The organism is Rothia sp. HMSC065B04 (genome assembly GCF_001812285.1).
Lineage (GTDB): Bacteria > Actinomycetota > Actinomycetes > Actinomycetales > Micrococcaceae > Rothia > Rothia mucilaginosa.
The window spans coordinates 181098-201992 of record NZ_KV808409.1 but is presented as its reverse complement, the minus strand read 5'-3'; the positions used below and the strand labels follow the sequence as shown (position 1 = coordinate 201992).

Here is a 20895-nt window from a genome sequence, read left to right as displayed (position 1 = left end):
GTGATTCGCACCACAAAGTTTCTTTCCTAAACTCCTCCAACATCACCATTCAGATGACCAAGGATCTTCTAAGCAAGAAACCAAAACACTATACAATTGAAAGACAGTCAAACCGCTTCTGACTAGGAGAAACACCGAAGAAAACTCTTCGTTTTTTCCTCCTCGCCGCGGCGACTCATACAACTATACAGATGCCTAAACGCCCCTGCAACCCGAAAATGGGTGAAGTAGACCACAAAAAGGACCTTGAAAGGGTCTCAAACACCCTCACAAACACCAAACCGCCTAGTCAGCACAGGATAAGCTCCTCAAAAGCTCTTTGAAAAAAGTTTAAAAACCTTCAAAAGACCCCGAAAAACCTGCAGAAGCTCCCTGAAGAGCCCATATAGAAGGGCAGAAAAGCCTCTCAGCATCAAGAAGATAAGAAGAGAAGACGGGAAGAAAAGATGGGAAGAGGGGCTCCGCCCCCTCCCCCATCTCTGTATCCCGCATATCTGTACCGCTGCACTTCCCCGTTCTGTACCTCCCAGTTCTGTAGTCTCCCTATATATGAGCACCTATATATGGGGAGAGCACAGAAAAGGAGGGCACCCCCTCACGGGGCGCCCTCCTTGTTCAAGCTATAGGGTTCAAGCTACAGAGCTACAGTCCGTAGCTCGCTAGCTTCAAAACTTTAGTTCGCGGAAGCGCGACGACGAGAAACATCGTACAGAGTAATACCCACAGCCATCGCCGCGTTCAAAGACTCCATCGCAGAATCAATCGGAATCGACACAATCTGATCGCAGTTCTCAGTCACCAGGCGGGACAGACCCTTACCCTCAGAACCAACCACCACGCACAGCGGCTCATTCGCAAGCTCCAGAGCCGGCAACTCAATATCGCCGCCGCCATCCAGACCAATCACGAAAATACCCTGCTCCTTAGCCTGCTGAATCACGCGAGTCAGATTAGTCGCCATCGCAACAGGAATACGAGCAGCCGCACCAGCACTAGTCTTCCACGCACCAGCAGTCACAGCAGCCGAACGACGCTCAGGAATAATCACGCCATCACCGCTAAACGCGGACACGCTACGAATAATCGCACCCAAGTTACGCGGATCAGTAATACCGTCCAAAGCAACAAACAGCGGCGGAGTCGACAGCTTACCCGAGTGCCAACGCTCCATAGTATCCAGCACCAGGTCAGTAGCGTCCGGGTATTTGTACGGAGGAATCTGCATCGCAACACCCTGATGCACAGAACCATCAGTCAAACGATCCAGCTCGCTACGCGGAATCTCCAGCATCGGAATATTGCGCTTATTCGCAATAGTCATGATCTCGCGAACGCGGTCATCAACCTCAACACGGCTCATAATGTACAAGTGCTTCGAGGGAATCTCAGTACGCAGAGCCTCAAGCACCGCATTACGACCAGTCACCAGCTCATCGCTAGCACGCTTACCGCCCAGACGAGTCTGGAACTTACGGTTCGTACCGGTAGCAGCACGACGCTCCGCCGCGCGCTTCATCTTATACGCCTTGTGATAAACGCGGTCCTCAGCCTTCGGAGTAGGGCCCTTACCCTCAAGCGCCTTACGACCGTGACCACCAGTGCCCTTAGTAGCACCCTTCTTCTTGCTGGTAGCGCCCGGGCGCGAACCTGCCTTAGCCATTCTTCTCTTCCTTCGTCAAAGTAATGAATACGAGTCTACGCGAGAGAAACCCGCTCGACCTAAGCCTTACGCACAAACGCGGGGCACATCACCCTCTAGCCAACGCTCCAGCTCGAACCATTCGCGCCATCCTTCACCTGCACACCAGCAGACGTCAACAGATCACGCATCGCATCAGCCTTCGCCCAATCCTTCTGAGCACGAGCATCAGCACGCTCCGCCAACACAGCCTGAATCAGCGCATCCAAAGCCTCATGCTCAGCACCCGAAGTGCCCTCAGCATTAAAGCTCATCAGCTGCGCCAGACCCAGCACCTCAGCCATAGCCATCACAGCATTAGCCGCCTCCGAAGCATCCTCACCAGCGGCAAGCGCAGCATTACCCGCACGAGTCTGCTCATGCAGAACAGCCAGGGCACGCGGAATGTTCACGTCATCATCCATCGCCTCAGCAAAAGCCTCCGGAACCTCACGACCCGGCTTCAGCAAATCCTGAGTAGCGGCGAGGAACGCCTCAACACGCTCAATAGCGGTTGCTGCCTCCTGCAGAGACGAGGGACGGTAATCCAGCACCGAACGGTAATGCGCGCTACCCAAGTAGTAGCGAACCACCAGCGGACGAGCCATCTCAAGCATCTGCGCCGGCGAAATCGTATTACCGATAGACTTCGACATCTTCTCACCCTCATAGGTGACCATGCCGTTGTGCATCCAGAAGTTCGCGAAATCATCACCGGCAGCAGTCGACTGCGCCAGCTCATTCTCATGGTGCGGGAAACGCAGGTCCAAACCGCCACCATGAATATCAAAACGCGAACCCAAGTACTTACCCGCCATCGCCGAGCACTCCAGATGCCAGCCCGGACGGCCGCGACCCCACGGGGACTCCCACGAAGCAGTCAGCGGCTCGCCCTCCTTATAACCCTTCCACAGGGCAAAATCGCGAGGGTCACGCTTACCGCGCGGATCAGCATCCGCAGAATCCTGCATATCCTCAACGCTCTGATTCGTCAGCGCGCCGTACTTATCCCACGAACGCACATCAAAATACACGTCACCAGAATCATCCAGCGCAGGGTACGCGTGGCCGCGATCAATCAGACGCTGAATCAGAGCAAACATCTCCGGAATATGACCGGTCGCGCGCGGCTCATACGTCGGCGGATCAATACCCAATGCCGCATACGCCTGAGCAAAAACCTTCTCAAAACGGTACGCGAGCGCCCACCACTGCTCATTCGGGAACTCACCCTCAAAACCGGGCTCCATAGAATCAGCAGACTTCGCCAAAATCTTGTCATCAATATCAGTGACATTGCGGACCGTCGTCACCTTCAAACCGCGGTAACGCATCCAACGGCTCAACTGGTCAAAAACCAACGCCGAACGGATATGGCCCAGATGCGGTTCACCCTGCACCGTAGCACCACAATAATAGATACGCGCCTCACCGGGCACGACGGGCTCAAACTCACGAATAGTCGCGGAAGCTGAATCATAAAAACGCATAGTCACACTCTCATTCTACGGGGTCGGCTCAGACGCCGGGGCGGTAAATCAGCGATAGGTTACAGAATGGCTCGAAGCAGCCAAACACCTACGAACGCGGGTACACCAACGCCGTCGCGATAGCAGCCACACCCTCGCCGCGGCCCGTCAAACCCAGACCGTCAGTAGTCGTCGCAATCACCGTCACCGGAGCACCCGCCGCCTCGCTCAGCACGCGGTTCGCCTCATCACGGCGCGGAGAGAACTTCGGGCGGTTACCCACCAGCTGAACGCTCACATTACCAATCTCAAAACCAGCAGCACGCACAATCGCCGCAGCCTCAGAAAGAATACGAACACCAGAAGCGCCCTTCATATCCGGGCGGTCCACACCGAAATTAGAGCCCAAATCCCCCGTGCCGGAGGCAGCAAAAAGAGCGTCCGCGGCAGCATGAGCCACTACATCACCATCAGAATGGCCGCTCAAACCACGCTCACCCGGCCAATGCAGACCAGCAATATACAGAGGAGTGCCCTCCTCACCAAAAGCGTGGACATCAACACCGGTACCAACACGAGGAATAACAGTCATCACAGGACCCTTCAATCGATCAAACATCTTCTCAGCAGCAACACCTCGGCAAAAGAGGCATTAGGCGGCAGGGTTAGGCAACAGAAACACCAAACAGCGCGCGAGCAACCCGCAAATCCATCGGAGTCGTCACCTTAAACGCATCCGCATCACCGGCAACCGTCAACACCGGCTCGCCCGCCGCCTCCATCGCCATCGCATCATCAGTGAGCAGCTCAGCCTCCTCAGCAGGCAGGGAACGGCTACGCTCATGTGCCGCCAACAGGGCAGCCACCTCAAAACCCTGAGGAGTCTGCACCGCACGCATCTGCGCACGCGAAGGAGTACCCGTCACCAAACCAGCAGAATCCACAGTCTTCACCGTATCCACCACCGGCAACACAGGAATCACCGCACGCACAACACCCTGCGGGCTCTCAGCACCCAAACCCTCAAGCACACGGTGATACACCTGCGGCGGAGTAAAAGCACGAGCGCAATCATGAATCAGCACATAATCCACCGGAACCTGCGCATCCTTCAAAGCATCCAACGCCGCAACCACCGAAGCAGTACGCGTATCACCACCGGCAGTAATCAACGCACCGGCACGGCGGGCGTCCTCCAAAAGCTCCGGGCAACTCGCCGAACAATCAGCAGGAACAGTCACCACCACATGCTCCGCAACACCCGAAGCGAGCGCACCCTCCAACGCATAATCCAGCAGGGTACGACCATGCACACGCACAGCGGCCTTCGGGATCGGCTCACCCAGGCGAGTACCCGAACCAGCCGCCAAAACAATCACAGCAGTATTCGCCGCAGAAGCAGAACTCATCAGTCTCAAGCCCGCCTACGCCTCGAACTTATAGCCCAAGCCGCGAACCGTCACCACATACTGCGGGGCAGAAGAATCCGGCTCAATCTTCGAACGCAGACGCTTAATATGCACATCCAGGGTCTTCGTATCACCCACATAGTCGGCGCCCCACACACGCTCAATCAGCTGGCCACGAGTCATCACACGACCCACATTGCGCAGCAGAATCTCCAGGAGCTCAAACTCCTTCAGCGGCATAGAAATCTCTTCACCATTAACCGTCACCACATGGCGGTCAATATCCATACGCACCGGGCCGCCCTGCAGCACCGACTCAGTAGCAGAATCAGTCTCCGCCGAACGACGACGCAACACCGCGCGGATACGAGCAATCAGCTCACGCGCAGAATACGGCTTCGTCACATAGTCATCAGCGCCCAGCTCCAGACCCAGCACCTTATCCAGCTCAGAGTCCTTAGCGGTCAACATGATAATCGGGACCGAAGACACCTCACGCAGCTTACGGCACACCTCCATACCGGACATGCCCGGAAGCATCACATCCAGAAGCACCAAATCCGCGCCCTCGCGGTCAAACACCGGCAGAGCGTCCAGACCGTTGTCCACAACAATCGTCTGGAAACCCTCACGACCCAGCAAAAACGCAAGGGGATCCGAGAGGGCCTCTTCGTCCTCAACAATCAGAATTTTAGACATCAATAACTTCCTTCGATTCCATAAAACCTATACCGCTAACACTACACTGCGGCCGGAGGCTCATTCAGCGGCAACGCCAACGTAAACGTCGAACCTTCCTGCGGCATCGACCGAACCGTCACGCTACCACCGTGCTGAGTCATCACATGCTTCACAATGCTCAAGCCCAAACCAGTGCCGCCCGTCTGACGCGAACGAGCCGGATCAACCCGGTAAAAACGCTCAAAAATACGCTTCTGCTCGTCCTCCGGAATACCCACGCCCTGATCAGCAACCTCAACCAGCAGCTGATCAGCCACACGGTGCACCCAAATATCCACCTTCGTATGCTCCGGCGAATAACGCACCGCGTTCTCCACCAGGTTCTGCACAGCAATACCGAGCAGCTCGGCGTCACCGTACACCTCGGGCACCTCCTCGATGCGGGTAGAAATCTGAATGTCCTTCTCCTCCGCCACAATATGCGAACGGTCCACCGCATCAGTAACCAAAGAAGGCACCGACACCGGACCACCACGCGCAATCACATCGGTCGACTGCAGACGCGAAAGCTCAATAATGTCACGCACCAGCGCAGACAGGCGACGAGTCTCCTTATGCAGACGACCCACAAAATACTCAATCGCCTCCGGGTCATCACTCGCCTGCTCAATAGCCTCAGCCAACAGACTCACCGCACCCACCGGAGTCTTCAACTCATGCGACACATTCGCCACAAAATCATTACGCATACGCTGCACACGAGAAATCTCAGTGCGGTCATCCGCGAGCACCAAAATGTACTCGTCCCCCAGCGAAGCAACACGCACATCCAAGACCAGCGCCTCACCCTCACCGCGGTCAATCTCAAAAGTACGCTCCGCAAAAATACCGCGATGACGCACCGTGCGAATCATATCCGCCAACTCATCAGACGCCACCGTATGACCACGCACCAGACCCATCGCGTACGCACCCGGAGAAGCCTGAACCACGCCGCCCACCTCATCAATCACCAGGTAGGCGCGACCAATCACAGCAAGTACCTGAGCGGCACCATCACGCAGCGCCGGCGCCGACACCAAACTACGCTCCTGCTCCCGCTCACTACGCGCCACCGCATTCATGCTCAGGACGCCCACCAGCAGACCTATCATGCCCGCAATAAAGGCGATCAGACCGGCATCCATGTACTTCCCTTCCATTCGGGTACCCCATAAGTATAAATGTGGCCGATACCCAGCACTCAGGCGAATGCTCTTCTTCTCAGGCACGCTCCCCGTACAGAAACCTTGCAGACAACGCAATGAGCCGCCCACCTTACCGGTGAACGGCTCATCACAATGACAGGGGTGAAACCCTGCCGGAGGTATTACTTACCCTGGTTTGCTACGGCAGCAATAGCGTCCTTAGCAGCCTCGGGGTCCAGGTACTCGCCGGGCTTGACGGGCTGGAAGTTCTCATCCAGTTCGTAGTACAGCGGAATACCGGTGGGGATGTTCAGGCCAGCAATGTCCTCGTCGGAAATGCCCTCGAGGTGCTTGACCAGCGAACGCAGGGAGTTACCGTGTGCAGCAACCAGAACGGTCTTGCCTGCTGCGAGGTCGGGCTTGATGTCCGACTCCCAGTAGGGAAGCATACGGCCCAGAACGTCCTTCAGGCACTCGGTGCGAGGAGCGTTCTCAACATCCGCGTAGCGGGGGTCGTTTGCCTGCGAGTAGGGGTCGTTGTCATCCAGCGGGGGCGGCGGAACGTCGTAGGAACGACGCCAAGTCATGAACTTCTCGTCGCCGTATTCCTCGCGAATCTCGGACTTGTTCTTACCCTGCAGAGCACCGTAGTGACGCTCGTTCAGGCGCCAGGTGCGCTTGACGGGAATCCACAGACGGTCTGCTGCATCCAGTGCAAGGTTTGCGGTGTTGATTGCGCGACGCTGCAGGGAGGTGTGAACAACATCGGGGAGGATGTTGCGCTCTGCCAGCAGCTCGCCGCCGCGCTTAGCCTCAGCGCGGCCCTTATCGGTCAGGTTAACGTCCACCCAGCCGGTGAACAGGTTCTTCTCGTTCCACTCGGACTGGCCGTGGCGCAGGAGTACTAGTTTGTAAGTCATACCTCTATTTTTTCATTTACCCGCCGGTTTGTCATGCCTTAGAGCCTAGAAAATATGCATTCTCCCAAAAATTTATAAGGGTCTTTTCTACCAGAACGAAAGGCTCAAAAACCCCGCCAGAAAAGGGCAAAGCCCCGCACACCATCCGACCGGGACAAACCCATCAGACAGCGCACGAGGCTTCACCATCTATCGCCCAAAGCGAGCGCAAAAGCTAACGCTAGAAACGGCGGCGACCCACCGAAGGCCACACACCAGCCAGGAACACGCAGCTAATCACAGCAGCAATCAGCTGAAGAATCAGCACATTACTATCGCCGCCAGTTACCGCAGCAAAAACGCTAAACAGCGACACAGCAGCAGAACCACCGGTCAGAGCCAGCCACGTGTTCTTCGGGCGCTTACCAGCAAAATCGTACGCGTTCGCCGGAGAAGCCCACGCACGAACAAAAGCCAGCACACCAACCGCAGCACCAGCGATAGCCAGCAGCGTATCAATAAAAGTGGTCACATACACGACCAGCAGAATAGGAGACATAGTATTCCTTAGAATCAGCAGCTTCTCTAGACAAGCCTAGCAAAGTGCCTAGCGGACAGCCTTAAAGGCCTCAACCAAGTCATTGTAAAGGTCATCCACGTTCTCAATACCCACCGACAGGCGCAGCAGAGACTCCGGAATTGAATCCGGCTCGTTACCGTGGCGACGACGACGCTCCACCAGGGACTCCACGCCGCCCAGGGAGGTTGCCGGGGTCCACAGCTTCAGCGCCTCCACGACGTTACGGGCGCCGACAGCGTCCGTATCCAGGGTGACGCACAGAATCGCACCGAAACCGTCCATCTGCTTCTTCGCAACCTCATGACCGCGGTCGCTCTCCAGACCCGGGTAACGCACCTCAGTCACGAAGGGGTGCTCACTCAGACGCTCTGCAAGAACCTGCGCGTTCTCTACAGCACGTTCCACGCGCAGTGCCAGGGTGCGCAGACCGCGCAGGCCAAGCCACGCCTCCACCGGACCGGGGATTGCGCCGTTGGTGATGCGGTGGTGACGCATCGCCTTGTACAGCTCCTCGTTCGAGGTCAGAGCCATACCCAGCAGCACATCTGAGTGGCCCGCAAGGAACTTCGTAGCGGAGTGAACCACTACGTCTGCACCCAGATCCAGGGGACGCTGCAGAATCGGGGTTGCGAAGGTGTTATCCACCGCGGTCACAATGCCCAAGCGGCGAGCAGCAGAAAGCAGGGCAGGCAGGTCAGCAACCTCAAGCATCGGGTTCGTGGGGCTCTCCAGCCACGCCAGGACCTTCGGCTCCGAGTAGTTCACGTTCTCCGGGGTCACGCCGGTGCGGGATGCGGCATCCTCCATAGCGGCGATAACGCTCTCGGTGTCTTCAATGTCCACGCGAACAAGCTCAATGATGCCGCGGCGTTCCAAATCCTTGCACAGGGTCACCGACGCCATGTATGCGTGCTTAGGAATCAGAACGATGGAACCAACCGGCACCAGGTCGATGACAGCAGCGACAGCAGCCATACCGGAGGGGAACAGCAGACCGGGCTGGGTAGCGTTCTCCAGCTTTGCCACAACCTCTTCCATGCCCTCCCAGGTGGGGTTCGAGAAGCGGGCGTACACGCGGTCCTGCTCAATATTGACGGCGTCCACACCGCGGTAGGTGGAAGAAAGAACGATCGGAGGGTTCACCGGCGCATCATGCTCGTGTGCCGGGCGGCCGCCAGAGACGACGAAGGTCTCTGCGGAGTAATTCATGTCGTGGTTATCTGCACTCATGTCTTTAAGCCTGGCACACCCTGGCATAGAACGCACGTCCGCGCAGGTGATAGAGGAGAGGATTTACATGTTTTTTATCTGTAAGCGCACTCAGTGTTGTTCAGAACCGTCACCGAAGCCACACCGAGGATTTGAGGAGACCCGGTACCCTTAAAAGTGATGGATACTCTCAGCTACACCCCCGATGCACAGAATCTTCCCACCGACCCGACCGGTCGCCGCGGGCTTTTTATCGTGGTCGAAGGAGGCGACGGCGCCGGCAAAACCACCCAGCTCGCCCTGCTGAATGAAGCACTCAGCGCCCGCGGATACCGTGTCATCACCACCCGCGAACCCGGCGGCACCGAGATTGGTGAAAAGCTGCGCGCCCTCGTCCTTGAAGCGGGTCAGGGCACTATTGACGACCGCACCGAGGCGCTAATCTTTGCGGCATCCCGCGCGGCTCACGCTTCCCAGCTGATTCGCCCGGCGCTCGCTGAGGGCGCCATCGTGCTCAGTGACCGCTATATTGATTCTTCCGCCGCGTACCAGGGTGTTGGCCGTGATCTGGGTATTGAAACCATCGTCGATTTGAGCCGCTGGGCTACCGCCGACCTGGTACCCGATGCAACTCTATTGCTGAGTGTGCCGCTGAGCGCCGAGCAGGAACGCATGGACCAGCGCGGCACCGTCGACCGTATTGAGGCTGAAGGCGCCGCGTTCAAGGCCCGCATTCACGGTGCGTTCGAGCAGATCGCCCGCGAGGACGCTAACGGTTCGCACCGCATCATTGATGGTGTGGGCACAATTGATGAGGTGCACGCGCGCGTGCTTGAGGTGATTGAGCCTCTGCTTGCCGCCCGCGAACTGGTCCGCACCGGTCAGGAGGACTCATGAGTCTCTGGGATACCCTGCTGATTCCTGCCGATAAGCTCCAGCAGCTACGTACGGATGCCGCTGCCGCCCGCCCCACACACGCATGGCTTTTCACGGGCGCGACCGGTGCGCCTCACCGTGAGGCTGCAAAAATTTTCGCTGCCGCGCTACTGTGCGAGCAGCCCGACCCGCAGAACCGCGGATGCGGCCAGTGCAAGGGCTGCGTGACCGTCATGAACGGTTCGCACGCAGATTTCACGCACTTTAGTACCGAGGCGACGCACATCAGTATTGATGAGGCACGCGAGCTGGTCATGAAGGCTCAGGACCGCCCGACCGTGGGTCGATGGCGCGTGATTCTGGTCGAGGACACCGAGCGTATGCCGGAGCGTACCTCCAATGTGCTGCTGAAGGCGATTGAGGAGCCGCCGCCGCATACGATTTGGTTGTTGACGGCGCCCTCCCCCACCGATGTGCTGGTAACGATTCGTTCGCGTTGCCGCCCGGTGCAGTTGCCGGTTCCTACCGATGCGCAGGTGCACGAGTATTTGTTGGCGCACGGTGTGGTGGATCCTTTGGCGCAGCGTGCGGCGCGTCTGGCTCTGGGGGATGCACAGGAGGGGTACCGTTTGGCGACCGATGAGCAGGCGATGGCTCGTCGAGAGTTGATTACCTCCCTGATTCTGAATGTTCGTTCTATTTCTTCGGCTTTCAACGCAGCTGAGAAGCTCACCGACCTTGCCGACCAGAACGCACAGGCTGTCTCCGCTCTCAAGGATGAGCAGGAACGCCAGGAGCTTCTGACTCTGCTGGGTATTCGCGAGGGTGAGCGTGTTTCGCCGTCCTTGCGAGCGCAGGTTCGCCGCCTGGAGGAGCAGCAGAAGCGCCGCGCTAAGCGCGTTTCCTCCGATACGCTGTTGCGTTCCGTGGCGCAGGTTCAGACGGTTCTGCGTGATGCGTTGACGGTAGCTCTGTCGGCGCAGGCTCCGCTGGTCAATGAGCATTTGCGTGAGCCTCTGGAGGCGTTCTGCACCCGCCGTTCCGCCCAACAACTACTGGAGGATGTGCAGGCGGTCGAACTGACTCTGCGTCGCCTGAAGACAAATGCGAATGCGCGTCTGGCGCTTGAGGCGTTGATGAGCCGCTTCGTGTACTAGAAACGCTCGGACAAGCATCTTTGGCTTTTCAATACAGTACAAGGGGAGGCACCGAAGAGATAATCTTCGGTGCCTCCCCTTTTCTATAGACTCTAAAAGTGCCTAGAGGTTAGTTGCGGAAACCGTGAACCGGCGACGGAATACGACCGCAGCGGGCGATGAACGCCTCCGCGCTGGGGGTGTGGGTGGGCATGACGGGTGCTCGACCGAGCAGACCGCCAAATTCGACCATGTCGCCTACGCCCAGGCCAACCGCCGGGATGACGCGGACCGCGGTGGTCTTGTGGTTCATCACACCGATTGCTGCCTCGTCGGCAATCATTGCGGCGAGGGTGGAGGCGGGGGTGTCGCCGGGAACCGCGACCATGTCCAGGCCGACGGAGCAGATAGCGGTCATTGCTTCGAGCTTGTCGAGGCTGATGTGTCCGGCAGCTGCGGATTCAATCATGCCGATGTCCTCAGAAATTGGGATGAAGGAGCCGGAGAGGCCACCGACGTTCGAGCACGCCATGAGGCCGCCCTTCTTCACCGCATCGTTGAGCAGTGCGAGGGCTGCAACGGTGCCGTGGGTACCGACGGTTTCCAGGCCCATCTCTTCGAGGATGTGCGCGACCGAGTCGCCAATCTCTGCGGTGGGCGCCAGGGAGAGGTCGATAATGTTGAACTGCACGCCCAGGCGCTCGGCGGCGAGGGTGCCGACCAGCTGGCCAACGCGGGTAATCTTGAAGGCTGCCTTCTTGATTTCTTCGGCGCAGGTGTCGAAGGATTCGCGGCGGACCTTCTGCAGGGCGCGGTGCACCACGCCGGGGCCGGAGACGCCCACGGAGATGGTGGTGTCTGCCTCCTGCACGCCGTGGAATGCACCCGCCATGAAGGGGTTGTCGCTGACGGCGTTTGCGAAGACGACGAGCTTGGCGCAGCCGAAGCCGTGCGCGTCCGCGGTCAGGTCTGCGGTGGCGCGAATAGTCTCGCCCATGAGCTTGACGGCGCTCATGTTGATGCCAGCGCGGGAGGAGCCAATGTCTACGGAGGAGCAGACCACGTCGGTCTCTGCGAGCGCTCGCGGGATGGAGCGAATCAGCTTTTCGTCAGCGGGGGTCATGCCCTTGTCGACGAGGGCACTGAAGCCACCGACGAAGTTCACGCCGACTGCCTTGGCGGCAGCGTCGAGGGTGCGGGCGAATTCTACGTAGTCCTCATCTTTGGAGGCGCCTGCCACCAGTGCGATGGGGGTGACGGCGATGCGCTTGTTGACAATCGGGATGCCGAGTTCAGCTTCGATACCTTCGCAAACGCTGACGAGGTTTGCCGCGCGGCTGGTGATCTTGTCGTAAATCTTGCGGCGGGCTACTTCGCCGTCGGAGTCGGCGCAGTCGAGCAGGGAGATGCCCATGGTGACGGTGCGAATGTCGAGCTTCTGCTCCTCGATCATTCGGATGGTTTCTAGAATATTGGTGTTGCGCATCAGTGGAGCCCTAGATGGCGTGCATTGCTTTGAAGATGGATTCTGCCTGGATGCGAATCTGCACCTTCTGTTCGTGTTCGACACCGATCATGGCTTCCTGCAGATCGATGAGGTTCTGCTGCGCTTCGTCGAAGGAGCAGTGCATGATCATGGTGAAGTATTCGCCCATGATGGTCTGGGAGACGTCGAGGACGTTGACCTTACGCTCGGCGAGGGTTGCGGTCACGGCAGCGATGATGCCTTCGTGGTCGATGCCTGTGACGGTGAGGATGATCTTCACAGTGTTCTCCTAGCAGTTTGGGGCTGCGTACCTGAGGAAGAGGTGCATAAAGGCACAGGTATACGCATATTTATAAGACCAATTATAGGTTACTCAGAACACACTGTGCAGGGTAGACACAAAAATATCCCCTGCATCCCATATTCGGGGCATAAAAAATCCACGCCTTCCCGGTCTGAATAAATACAGGGAAGAACGTGGATTCTTTATTATGTGCCAGTCTTGATGTATCTTTCGACACTCCTTATATCTGGCTAGATTATAACTGTCTAGAAGTTTTAGTTATCGAGGATTATTTCCTAAACATAAGAAGCAATGTACAGCTCGCCATTACCGCTCAAGGTTGCCTCGGAGGGCTCACCCACGTGCAACACCGACTCGGTAACACCCAGTACGAATTCCTCGGTGCCGTTGCCGTCCGCTGCGTGAATGGTGATTTCGCCGGATACGCTCAGTGCGGCGCTAATACCCTCGAAGGTGTACTCCTGCGGCTTGCCCTCTTCAACACGGATGCGGGTCACGCTCATGCGCTCATCCCACATGGCGTAGGTGCCGACAGGTGCGTTCTCGGGGGTGAGGCGCTGGATGACGGGGGCGTCCTGGCTTTCGCCGAGAACCTTAATGAGCTCCTCAGTATCGATGTGCTTCGCGGTCAGACCCGCGCGCATCACGTTATCGGAGGGGTTCATCAACTCAATAGCGGTACCGGAGACGTAAGCGTGCACCTGACCGTCGGGGGTAAAGGCGGATTCACCCGGTGCCAGGTGTACCAGGTTCATGACGAATGCTACGAGCAGACCGCGGTCGCCGGGGTACTTGCCGGCAACGATCTGCACGAGCTCCGCGGCATCAGCAATAGCAGCGTTTTCGGAGTCGGTCAGCTGTGCTGCCGCCTCGACAAGCTGCTCAACAGCCGCGGTGGCGGTCTCTTCGGGCATGCGAATGATCTCGGTCAGCAGCTGCTTGGGGGTAAGCTCCACGCGCTCTGCCAGCCAGCCAGCCTTGAACGCCTCGGCAAGCTCTGCCAGCTGCGCGGAGGTGCGCACACCGGTGAGCACACGCATCGGGGTCAGCGCAATAACGGTTTCGGGCTTGGAGTAGCGATCCTTGTAGTTGCGGTGCGGTGCATCAATCGCGATGCCGCGTGCCTGCTCGTCCTCGAAGCCAGCAATAGCCTGCTCGGGGGTGGGGTGCACCTGAATCGACAGGGGTGCATCAATCGCAAGGATCTTAAAGAGGAAAGGGAACCAGTCGGAGGTACGGTCCGGGCGCAAGAAACGGGAGGGCTCAGCCTGAATCAGTTCGTTGAGCGGGGACTCGGTGCCGTCAACGGTTGCGCGGGAGGGAGCAGCCGGATGCGCACCAACCCACACCTCAGCCTCGGGCTGCTCGGTGGGTACGGGCACGCCACGCATGCGTCCGAGAATTTCGCGGGAACCCCACGCATAATTCTGAATCTGGTTTTTTAGGGAAAAAATCTCACCCATGGGGGGAAATACCTCTCGACGTGAGTTGTCTGGAGTAAGTGACGTGATAAAAAACCCATACATTCAGCGGAATTTATAAGGTTTTACCTGCCCATTATAGAGGCTACTTGCACTTCTTTACCGCTAAAATAAAAGGCGTGACTACTATTAATCTACATGACTCATTCAAAGCGTACGACGTGCGTGGCATCGTCGGCGAAACCATTACCGCAGAGACTGTTCGCGCTACTGGCGCGGCTTTCGTAGACGTTCTGGGCCTGGAGGGCCAGACTATCCTGGTCGGCGGCGACATGCGCCCCTCCTCCCCCGAATTCATGGATGCATTCGCCCAGGGTGCAACCGCTCGCGGTGCAAATGTTGAGAAGATCGGTCTGATCTCCACTGACGTTCTGTACTTCGCATGTGGCGTTGAGAACGCTGCCGGTGTTACCTTCACCGCTAGCCACAACCCCGCAGAGTACAACGGCATGAAGATGGCTAAGGCTGGCGCTGTTCCGCTGTCTTCCGAGTCCGGTCTGTTCGACATCCGTGACCTGGCTCAGAAGTACCTGGATTCGGGCGAGATTCCTTCGGTTGAGAAGGTCGGCACCGTCTCTGAGAAGGACATTCTCAAGCCTTACGCAGAGTACCTGCGCAAGCTGGTTGATCTGTCTTCCATCCGCCCCCTGAAGGTTGTTGTTGACGCTGGTAACGGCATGGGTGGTATGACCACTCCCGCTGTTCTGGGCGACACCATCCTGCCGGGCCTGCCCCTGGAAATCGTTCCCCTGTACTTCGAGCTGGACGGTACCTTCCCGAACCACCCGGCTAACCCGCTGGAGCCGGCTAACCTGGTTGATCTGCAGAAGGCTGTTGTTGAGCACGGTGCTGACATTGGTCTGGCATTCGACGGCGACGCTGACCGTTGCTTCGTCATCGACGAGAAGGGTGAGCCCGTCACTCCTTCCGCTGTGACCGCTCTGGTTGCTGAGCGCGAGATTGCTCGTGCGAAGGCAGAGGGTAACGAAGAGCCCGTCATCATCTACAACCTGATCACCTCGAAGGCTGTTCCTGAGCTGGTTGAGAAGCTGGGCGGCCGCGCAGTGAAGACCCGCGTGGGCCACTCCTTCATCAAGGCTGTTATGGCTGAGGAGAACGGCGTTTTCGGTGGCGAGCACTCCGCTCACTACTACTTCAAGGACTTCTTCAACGCAGACACCGGCATGCTCGCTGCAATGCACGTGCTGGCTGCTCTGGGTGGTAGCGATCAGCCTCTCTCCGAAATCAGCGCGAAGTACTCCCCGTACGTTGCTTCCGGTGAGATCAACTCCGAGCTGGAAGACAAGGTTGCCGCTGTGGACCGCGTGCGTGCACACTACGCTAACGCTCCCGTGGTTGTTGAGGACTCCGACGGCACCACCTTCACCAACACCGAAGAGGGTTGGTGGGTTAACCTGCGTCCTTCGAACACCGAGCCTTTCCTGCGCCTGAACCTTGAGGCACCGGATGTTGCGACTATGGAGCGCGTCCGCGACGAGGTTCTGGCTCTGGTTCGCCAGGGCTAAGCACTAGCTAGCTGCTAAAGATCCCGTCCCGCAGATTATTTCTGCGGGACGGGATCTTTTATTTTGGGTTCTAAAAACCCGGCTAGGTTCTCCTATCTCAGAGGAAGAACCTAGCCGGGTTTAAGAAACCTAGCGGACGAGCCGGCTTACGGGGTTTTTACGCCTCGCGTGCCTGGTCGTGGAGCATCCACTGGTCGGGGCCGAAGATTTCGTAGTTGATGTTCTTGCCGGGAACGCCTGCCTCAACCAGTGCGGAGCGTACGCCCTGCATGAAGGGCAGCGGGCCGCAGAGGTAGACGTTAGCGTTGGCGGGAACGTCCAGCTTGGAGACATCGACGCGGCCGGTGAAGTCGCCGCCCTCGCCCTCGATGAAGGATACGAGGCGTGCGTTGGGCAGCTTGCCGACGAGCTCGGCGAGCTCTTCGCGCAGGGGCCAGGTGTCCAGGCGGCGGTCTGCGTGGACCACGGTCACGGGGCGCTCAGAGCCCTTCTCAACCAGCTCGGAGAGGAAGCTGAGCATGGGGGTGGTGCCGATACCTGCGGAGAAGAGGTACAGCGGTGCCTCGGGGTCGCCGAAGCCTTCCAGGGTCAGGTCACCGTAGGGGTTGGAAAGCTCGACGACTGCGCCGACTTCCAGCTCGTGCAGGATGGAGGTCATCTCGCCGTTGGGGTCAAGCTTCACAGCGATGCGGCGCTGGTTCTTTTCGCTGGGCAGCAGGGTGTACTGGCGTGCCTGGCGCAGACCGTCGCGTGCGGGAACAACGATGGAGATGTACTGGCCGCCCTTGGACTCGGTCATGGGGGTTTCGTCGGCAGGCTCGAAGGTCAGCACGACAACGTTCTCGCCGGTCTCCTTGCGGTCAACGAGCTTGAAGGGCGCGAACATGACGTCGTTTGCCTGGGAAGCGTACAGGCCCTTCTCCAGCTTGATGAGGGCGTTGCCCATGAGCCAGTAGACCTCGGTCCATGCCTCAACGATTTCGGGGGTAGCCAGGTCGCCCAGGTTAGCGGCGATTGCCTCGAAGAGGTACTTGTAGACGGTGGGATACTCTTCTTCCTTCAGGCCCAGGGATGCGTGCTTGTGTGCAACGCGGGAGAGGACCTCGTCGGGGTAGGAGTCCGGGTTCTGGACGATGTAGGAAGCGAACACAGCGATGGAGCCTGCCAGTGCCTTGGGCTGGGTGCCTTCGAGCTGGGAGGAGCGGGAGAACATGCCGTCCATCAGGTCGGGGCGAGCGGCGAACATTCGACGGTAGAAGTCGGGGGTGATGTCGTTGATGCGCTCAGCAATGATGGGCAGCGTTGCCTCAATGATGGGGCGGGACTTCTCGGAGAGCATGTCTTGCCTTCTTCCTGTGTGGTCACCTGGTCGTTGTGATGATGCCCTTGATATGTGTGGTGCTGGGGCGTTCACTCGGACAGCTCAGTTGGTGACGAAGTGTTTATAAAGCACCCTTACCGTAGCATTTTGCGGGGTGTTTGCGCTGAGTGCAGGTCACTCCCTGAGGGGTGTTGAGGGGTCTAGGTGAGACTTATGGTTCAGCTTGACTCAAAGAGAGAGCCCCGCGTCACACTATATATTTTCAGCACTGTTTTTGAGTTCACCGGGTGACTAGCCCCGAAGTCTGCATAAAAATTCTGGAATGAAAATATATTTACTATGGAAAGTATGCAGTGTGGTGCAAAAATGAATATGGTCACATTTTCTGCATTTGAAAAGCAAATTTGCAATATTCTGCATTTACTGCACAAATTTAGGACTCACGCAGGTTCCAGCAGTCACGCAGGCAGCGGCAAAATACTCCCCACTCCCCTCGAAAACCCTGCAAGAACCCCCTGCAAGAAAGCCGAGAGAACCCCGCGCGAACCGCCCAGCAGCCCCCGCGCCAACCGCAGAAACACCCTAAACTTCGTGTTAAAAACTCTATGGAGCCTCCCACCGGAAAGCTCCACAGGTACCACGTATTCCTTTAGCGTGCAGGCAGCGCATTCTCCGGAGGCGCGAAGCCTAGCTCCACAAATACCGGGCCAACGGGACGTGCACCGGCAGTCAACTCGCTAATCACAACCGAGTCCACCGAAGCATAGAACGCCTCGCGAGCCTTCGCCAGCACATTGCGCAGGCGACAGAACTTATCGAGGGGGCAGTGGCCATTCTCGTCCTCGCACTCAATCATGGGGATATCGCCCTCAGTAGCGCGAAGAATAGTGCCGACGGTCGCAGAACGACCCGCATCCGAAAGCATGACGCCACCGGAACGACCGCGAGTCGAGTCCAGGTAACCCATGTTCACGAGGAAAGCTACAGCCTTCGCCACGTGGTTGTAGGGGGTGTCCACACCTTCAGCGATCTTCTGGGTGGAAAGCTTCTGACCGGGCTCCAGAGCAGACAGGAGCATCAGAACGCGGAGCGAGACATCCGAGAATGCTGTCAAACGCATGGATACTCCTTCTAATCTCTCGTGCCACCACATATCAGTACATGTAGCAGCGGATATGCGCAGCTCGTGAAAGCCATGTGCATTCAAAAATCTTACATTGGAATTGTATAGGGGTGATAAGAGAGGCAAGAAATTATAACCAGCTGCTTCTGTGCCCCAACCACCCCGGCGGGGATTTAAAGTATTTCTCAAGAGCAAGTGGACTGCATAGCCTTACATTCACACCTTTGCGAGAAAACTTATCATTCCCCCCAGCTGACGGGGATTCAAATTTTCCCCAAGCAGAAGGAAGGAGCGGAATCTCATCGGGAGATTCCGCTCCTTCAATGCGCTAAACCTTAGGTATTAGCTGGAGTGTCTTAGCCCTCCAGAGCCTTCGCCAGAGCGTCGCGCTGTTCGCGAACCTCAGCAGGCAGCTTGTCGCCGAACTTCTCGAGCCACTCGTCGATGCTGGGCAGCTCAGCAACCCATTCTTCCTTCGAGACAGCCAGAGCAGCCTTCAGTTCTTCCTCGGAGATTTCCAGACCGGTCAGGTCCAGGTCTTCCTTGGTGGGAACGGTGCCCAGGAAGGTCTCCTGGCCGCCAGCCTTGCCGTCGAGGCGGTCGCAGATCCACTTCACAACGCGAGAGTTCTCGCCGAAGCCGGGCCATGCGAAGCCACCGTCGGGGGTACGGCGGAACCAGTTGACGTAGTAGACCTTCGGCATATTCTCAGCGCCGTGCTTCTTGCCCAGGTCCAGCCAGTGCTTGAAGTAATCACCAGCGTTGTAGCCGATGAAGGGCAGCATTGCCATCGGGTCGCGGCGAATCACACCGACAGCGCCCTTAGCAGCCGCGGTGGTCTCGGAGGAGAGGGTAACTGCGCGGAAGACGCCCTGCTCCCAGCTCTCGGACTCGGAAACCAGGGGGATGGTGGTCTTGCGGCGACCGCCCAGAACGATAGCGCTCAGCGGCACACCCTCGGGGTCGTAGTACTCGGGAGCGAGCATGTCGACCTGGGATGCGGGGGTGCAGAAGCGGGAGTTCGGGTGAGCTGCCGGGCGGCCGGACTCGGGGGTCCAGTCCTGACCGGTCCAGTCAATCAGGTGCTCGGGAGCCTCATCGGTCTTACCCTCCCACCAGACGGAGCCGTCGTCGGTCAGTGCAACGTTGGTGAAGATGGTGTTGCCCTTGGCGATAGCCTTCATAGCGTTCGGGTTGGTGGAGTAACCGGTGCCCGGTGCCACGCCGAACAGGCCAGCCTCGGGGTTGACCACGCGTGCCTGGTGGTTCTCGTCGAACTCGATCCATGCGATGTCGTCGCCGACCATCTCAGCCTTCCAGCCGTCAATGGTGGGCTCCATCATTGCGAAGTTGGTCTTGCCACATGCGGAGGGGAACGCTGCGGAGATGTAGCGAACCTTGCCCTCGGGGTTGGTGACCTTCAGGATGAGCATGTGCTCTGCCATCCAGCCCTCGTCGCGACCGATAACGGATGCGATACGCAGTGCGTAGCACTTCTTACCGAGCAGTGCGTTACCGCCGTAACCGGAGCCGAAGGACCAGATTTCGCGGGTCTCGGGGAACTGGACGATGTACTTCTCGGGATTGCAAGGCCAGGGAACATCTTCCTGACCGGGCTCCAGGGGTGCACCAACACTGTGCAGAGCCTTGACGAAGAAGCCGTTGGTCTCGTTCAGCTTGGCAAGAACGTCCTTACCGATGGTTGCCATGATGCGCATGGAGCAGACAACGTATGCGGAGTCGCTGAGCTCAACAGCAATCTTGGGGTTCTTAGCCTTCAGGGAGCCCATGACAAAGGGAATGACGTACATGGTACGACCGCGCATGGAGCCCTCGAACAGACCGGTCAGGGTCTGCTTCATTTCGACGGGGTCGCGCCAGTTGTTGGTCGGGCCTGCGCCTTCTTCAGTCTCGGAGCAGATGAAGGTGCGCTCCTCGACACGTGCAACGTCGTCAGGATCGGAGAAAGCTGCGTAAGAGTTCGGGAATTCGTGATCGCTGAGGCGAACAAAGGTGCCAGCGTCGACCAGTTCCTGAGCGAGGCGGTCGTATTCTTCCTGGGTGCCATCGACCCAGTAGATGTGTGCGGGCTGGGTCAGTGCCGCAACTTCGCGAACCCAGTCCAGAAGGCCCTGGTGGGTAGTGGGTGCGCTCTGCAGCTCCTTTTCGAGCTCAGCAGAGAGAGTACGAGTTGAGGTGTCAGCCATTGACATTTTCCCCTTCAATCGGTGGCCCGGATACTACATTGATCCGGATAGGTCTGCGGTAACAAAGAAGCAGTTAAACACTACAAGCGTGCAAACAATGGTGAATATGCACGCTTGGACAGTCTCCACTTCCTCGTGATGCTTACAGAATAACGCATTAATGGTCTATAGAGCTTTCTATAACGCCATTTCTTAAGTTCTGCGCATCACATTCTTAGAATACGAGAGGATTTCTGTAAAGAATTTTTAGGGCTTACGACGGGATCCTCCGGGGGATTTCAGGGACCTGCAGTGCCGGTTTTAGGGTGCCGAGAAAATATTTT

General features: G+C 57.9%; 18 protein-coding genes. 3 read left to right on the top strand and 15 right to left on the bottom strand.

Features of this window, described 5'->3' with window-relative positions; translation table 11 throughout:
- Positions 1-673 precede the first annotated feature (673 nt).
- The 9 genes from rlmB to HMPREF2845_RS07375 all read right to left on the bottom strand — a co-directional run bounded on the left by rlmB (position 674) and on the right by HMPREF2845_RS07375 (position 9133).
- Positions 674-1660: a 23S rRNA (guanosine(2251)-2'-O)-methyltransferase RlmB gene (rlmB, locus tag HMPREF2845_RS07415; protein ID WP_005507146.1), complete on the bottom strand. Its 987-nt coding sequence runs from the start codon at positions 1658-1660 to the stop codon at positions 674-676.
- A gap of 95 nt (positions 1661-1755) precedes the next feature.
- Entirely contained in the window at positions 1756-3174 is a 1419-nt protein-coding gene (gene cysS, locus HMPREF2845_RS07410; RefSeq protein WP_070634343.1) for a cysteine--tRNA ligase, read from the bottom strand.
- 82 nt (positions 3175-3256) lie between these two features.
- Positions 3257-3739, bottom strand: a complete 483-nt coding sequence (ispF, locus tag HMPREF2845_RS07405; protein ID WP_005509302.1) for a 2-C-methyl-D-erythritol 2,4-cyclodiphosphate synthase — start codon at positions 3737-3739, stop codon at positions 3257-3259.
- A 73-nt stretch (positions 3740-3812) separates the two neighbouring features.
- Positions 3813-4556: a 2-C-methyl-D-erythritol 4-phosphate cytidylyltransferase gene (gene ispD, locus HMPREF2845_RS07400; protein ID WP_049340351.1), complete on the bottom strand. Its 744-nt coding sequence runs from the start codon at positions 4554-4556 to the stop codon at positions 3813-3815.
- Between the two features lie 15 nt (positions 4557-4571).
- Entirely contained in the window at positions 4572-5255 is a 684-nt protein-coding gene (locus tag HMPREF2845_RS07395) for a response regulator transcription factor (protein WP_005507150.1), read from the bottom strand.
- A 41-nt stretch (positions 5256-5296) separates the two neighbouring features.
- Complete coding sequence (locus HMPREF2845_RS07390) at positions 5297-6439, bottom strand: sensor histidine kinase (protein WP_246823468.1); 1143 nt, start codon at positions 6437-6439, stop codon at positions 5297-5299.
- 167 nt (positions 6440-6606) lie between these two features.
- A complete protein-coding gene (locus HMPREF2845_RS07385) occupies positions 6607-7344 on the bottom strand; it encodes a phosphoglyceromutase (protein WP_049357741.1) in 738 nt (245 codons plus the stop codon).
- A gap of 220 nt (positions 7345-7564) precedes the next feature.
- Positions 7565-7882: a DUF2516 family protein gene (locus HMPREF2845_RS07380; protein WP_070634342.1), complete on the bottom strand. Its 318-nt coding sequence runs from the start codon at positions 7880-7882 to the stop codon at positions 7565-7567.
- 48 nt (positions 7883-7930) lie between these two features.
- Positions 7931-9133: a trans-sulfuration enzyme family protein gene (locus HMPREF2845_RS07375; RefSeq protein WP_070634340.1), complete on the bottom strand. Its 1203-nt coding sequence runs from the start codon at positions 9131-9133 to the stop codon at positions 7931-7933.
- Positions 9134-9292: 159 nt separating this feature from the next.
- Between HMPREF2845_RS07375 and tmk the strand changes: the two genes are divergently transcribed.
- Together tmk and HMPREF2845_RS07365 are read left to right on the top strand one after the other, a co-directional pair.
- Positions 9293-10009: a dTMP kinase gene (gene tmk, locus HMPREF2845_RS07370; protein WP_083308748.1), complete on the top strand. Its 717-nt coding sequence runs from the start codon at positions 9293-9295 to the stop codon at positions 10007-10009.
- Positions 10006-11145: a DNA polymerase III subunit delta' gene (locus HMPREF2845_RS07365; protein WP_070634339.1), complete on the top strand. Its 1140-nt coding sequence runs from the start codon at positions 10006-10008 to the stop codon at positions 11143-11145. Before tmk ends, HMPREF2845_RS07365 begins: the two co-directional genes overlap by 4 nt.
- Positions 11146-11254: 109 nt before the next feature.
- Here HMPREF2845_RS07365 and HMPREF2845_RS07360 read toward each other — a convergent pair whose 3' ends face one another.
- The 3 genes from HMPREF2845_RS07360 to manA form a co-directional block, all read right to left on the bottom strand.
- Entirely contained in the window at positions 11255-12610 is a 1356-nt protein-coding gene (locus tag HMPREF2845_RS07360) for a PFL family protein (protein WP_070634337.1), read from the bottom strand.
- 10 nt (positions 12611-12620) lie between these two features.
- Positions 12621-12890: an ACT domain-containing protein gene (locus HMPREF2845_RS07355; protein WP_049340339.1), complete on the bottom strand. Its 270-nt coding sequence runs from the start codon at positions 12888-12890 to the stop codon at positions 12621-12623.
- Positions 12891-13189: 299 nt separating this feature from the next.
- Positions 13190-14377: a mannose-6-phosphate isomerase, class I gene (manA, locus tag HMPREF2845_RS07350; protein ID WP_070634335.1), complete on the bottom strand. Its 1188-nt coding sequence runs from the start codon at positions 14375-14377 to the stop codon at positions 13190-13192.
- Positions 14378-14514: 137 nt separating this feature from the next.
- On the opposite strand from manA, the gene HMPREF2845_RS07345 reads away from it, so the two are divergent.
- A complete protein-coding gene (locus HMPREF2845_RS07345; RefSeq protein WP_070634333.1) occupies positions 14515-15921 on the top strand; it encodes a phosphomannomutase/phosphoglucomutase in 1407 nt (468 codons plus the stop codon).
- 157 nt (positions 15922-16078) lie between these two features.
- Here HMPREF2845_RS07345 and HMPREF2845_RS07340 read toward each other — a convergent pair whose 3' ends face one another.
- From HMPREF2845_RS07340 to HMPREF2845_RS07330, 3 genes are all read right to left on the bottom strand, one after another.
- Positions 16079-17260, bottom strand: coding sequence for an FAD-binding oxidoreductase (locus HMPREF2845_RS07340; RefSeq protein WP_070634331.1), 1182 nt, complete (start codon positions 17258-17260; stop codon positions 16079-16081).
- Positions 17261-17891: 631 nt separating this feature from the next.
- The gene (locus tag HMPREF2845_RS07335; protein ID WP_070634330.1) at positions 17892-18362 is read right to left on the bottom strand and encodes an RrF2 family transcriptional regulator; all 471 of its coding nucleotides are present in this window, start codon (positions 18360-18362) and stop codon (positions 17892-17894) included.
- A 359-nt stretch (positions 18363-18721) separates the two neighbouring features.
- Positions 18722-20572, bottom strand: a complete 1851-nt coding sequence (locus HMPREF2845_RS07330; protein WP_070634329.1) for a phosphoenolpyruvate carboxykinase (GTP) — start codon at positions 20570-20572, stop codon at positions 18722-18724.
- Between the last annotated feature and the right edge of the window lie 323 nt (positions 20573-20895).

Bases quoted from the DNA above. Each gene is read 5' to 3' on its own strand.
- rlmB (WP_005507146.1), bottom strand. From the start codon at position 1,660: ATGGCTAAGGCAGGTTCGCGCCCGGGCGCTACCAGCAAGAAGAAGGGT.
- ispF (WP_005509302.1), bottom strand. From the start codon at position 3,739: ATGACTGTTATTCCTCGTGTTGGTACCGGTGTTGATGTCCACGCTTTT.
- ispD (WP_049340351.1), bottom strand. From the start codon at position 4,556: ATGAGTTCTGCTTCTGCGGCGAATACTGCTGTGATTGTTTTGGCGGCT.
- HMPREF2845_RS07395 (WP_005507150.1), bottom strand. From the start codon at position 5,255: ATGTCTAAAATTCTGATTGTTGAGGACGAAGAGGCCCTCTCGGATCCC.
- HMPREF2845_RS07390 (WP_246823468.1), bottom strand. From the start codon at position 6,439: ATGGAAGGGAAGTACATGGATGCCGGTCTGATCGCCTTTATTGCGGGC.
- HMPREF2845_RS07385 (WP_049357741.1), bottom strand. From the start codon at position 7,344: ATGACTTACAAACTAGTACTCCTGCGCCACGGCCAGTCCGAGTGGAAC.
- HMPREF2845_RS07380 (WP_070634342.1), bottom strand. From the start codon at position 7,882: ATGTCTCCTATTCTGCTGGTCGTGTATGTGACCACTTTTATTGATACG.
- HMPREF2845_RS07375 (WP_070634340.1), bottom strand. From the start codon at position 9,133: ATGAGTGCAGATAACCACGACATGAATTACTCCGCAGAGACCTTCGTC.
- tmk (WP_083308748.1), top strand. From the start codon at position 9,293: ATGGATACTCTCAGCTACACCCCCGATGCACAGAATCTTCCCACCGAC.
- HMPREF2845_RS07365 (WP_070634339.1), top strand. From the start codon at position 10,006: ATGAGTCTCTGGGATACCCTGCTGATTCCTGCCGATAAGCTCCAGCAG.
- HMPREF2845_RS07360 (WP_070634337.1), bottom strand. From the start codon at position 12,610: ATGCGCAACACCAATATTCTAGAAACCATCCGAATGATCGAGGAGCAG.
- manA (WP_070634335.1), bottom strand. From the start codon at position 14,377: ATGGGTGAGATTTTTTCCCTAAAAAACCAGATTCAGAATTATGCGTGG.
- HMPREF2845_RS07340 (WP_070634331.1), bottom strand. From the start codon at position 17,260: ATGCTCTCCGAGAAGTCCCGCCCCATCATTGAGGCAACGCTGCCCATC.
- HMPREF2845_RS07335 (WP_070634330.1), bottom strand. From the start codon at position 18,362: ATGCGTTTGACAGCATTCTCGGATGTCTCGCTCCGCGTTCTGATGCTC.
- HMPREF2845_RS07330 (WP_070634329.1), bottom strand. From the start codon at position 20,572: ATGGCTGACACCTCAACTCGTACTCTCTCTGCTGAGCTCGAAAAGGAG.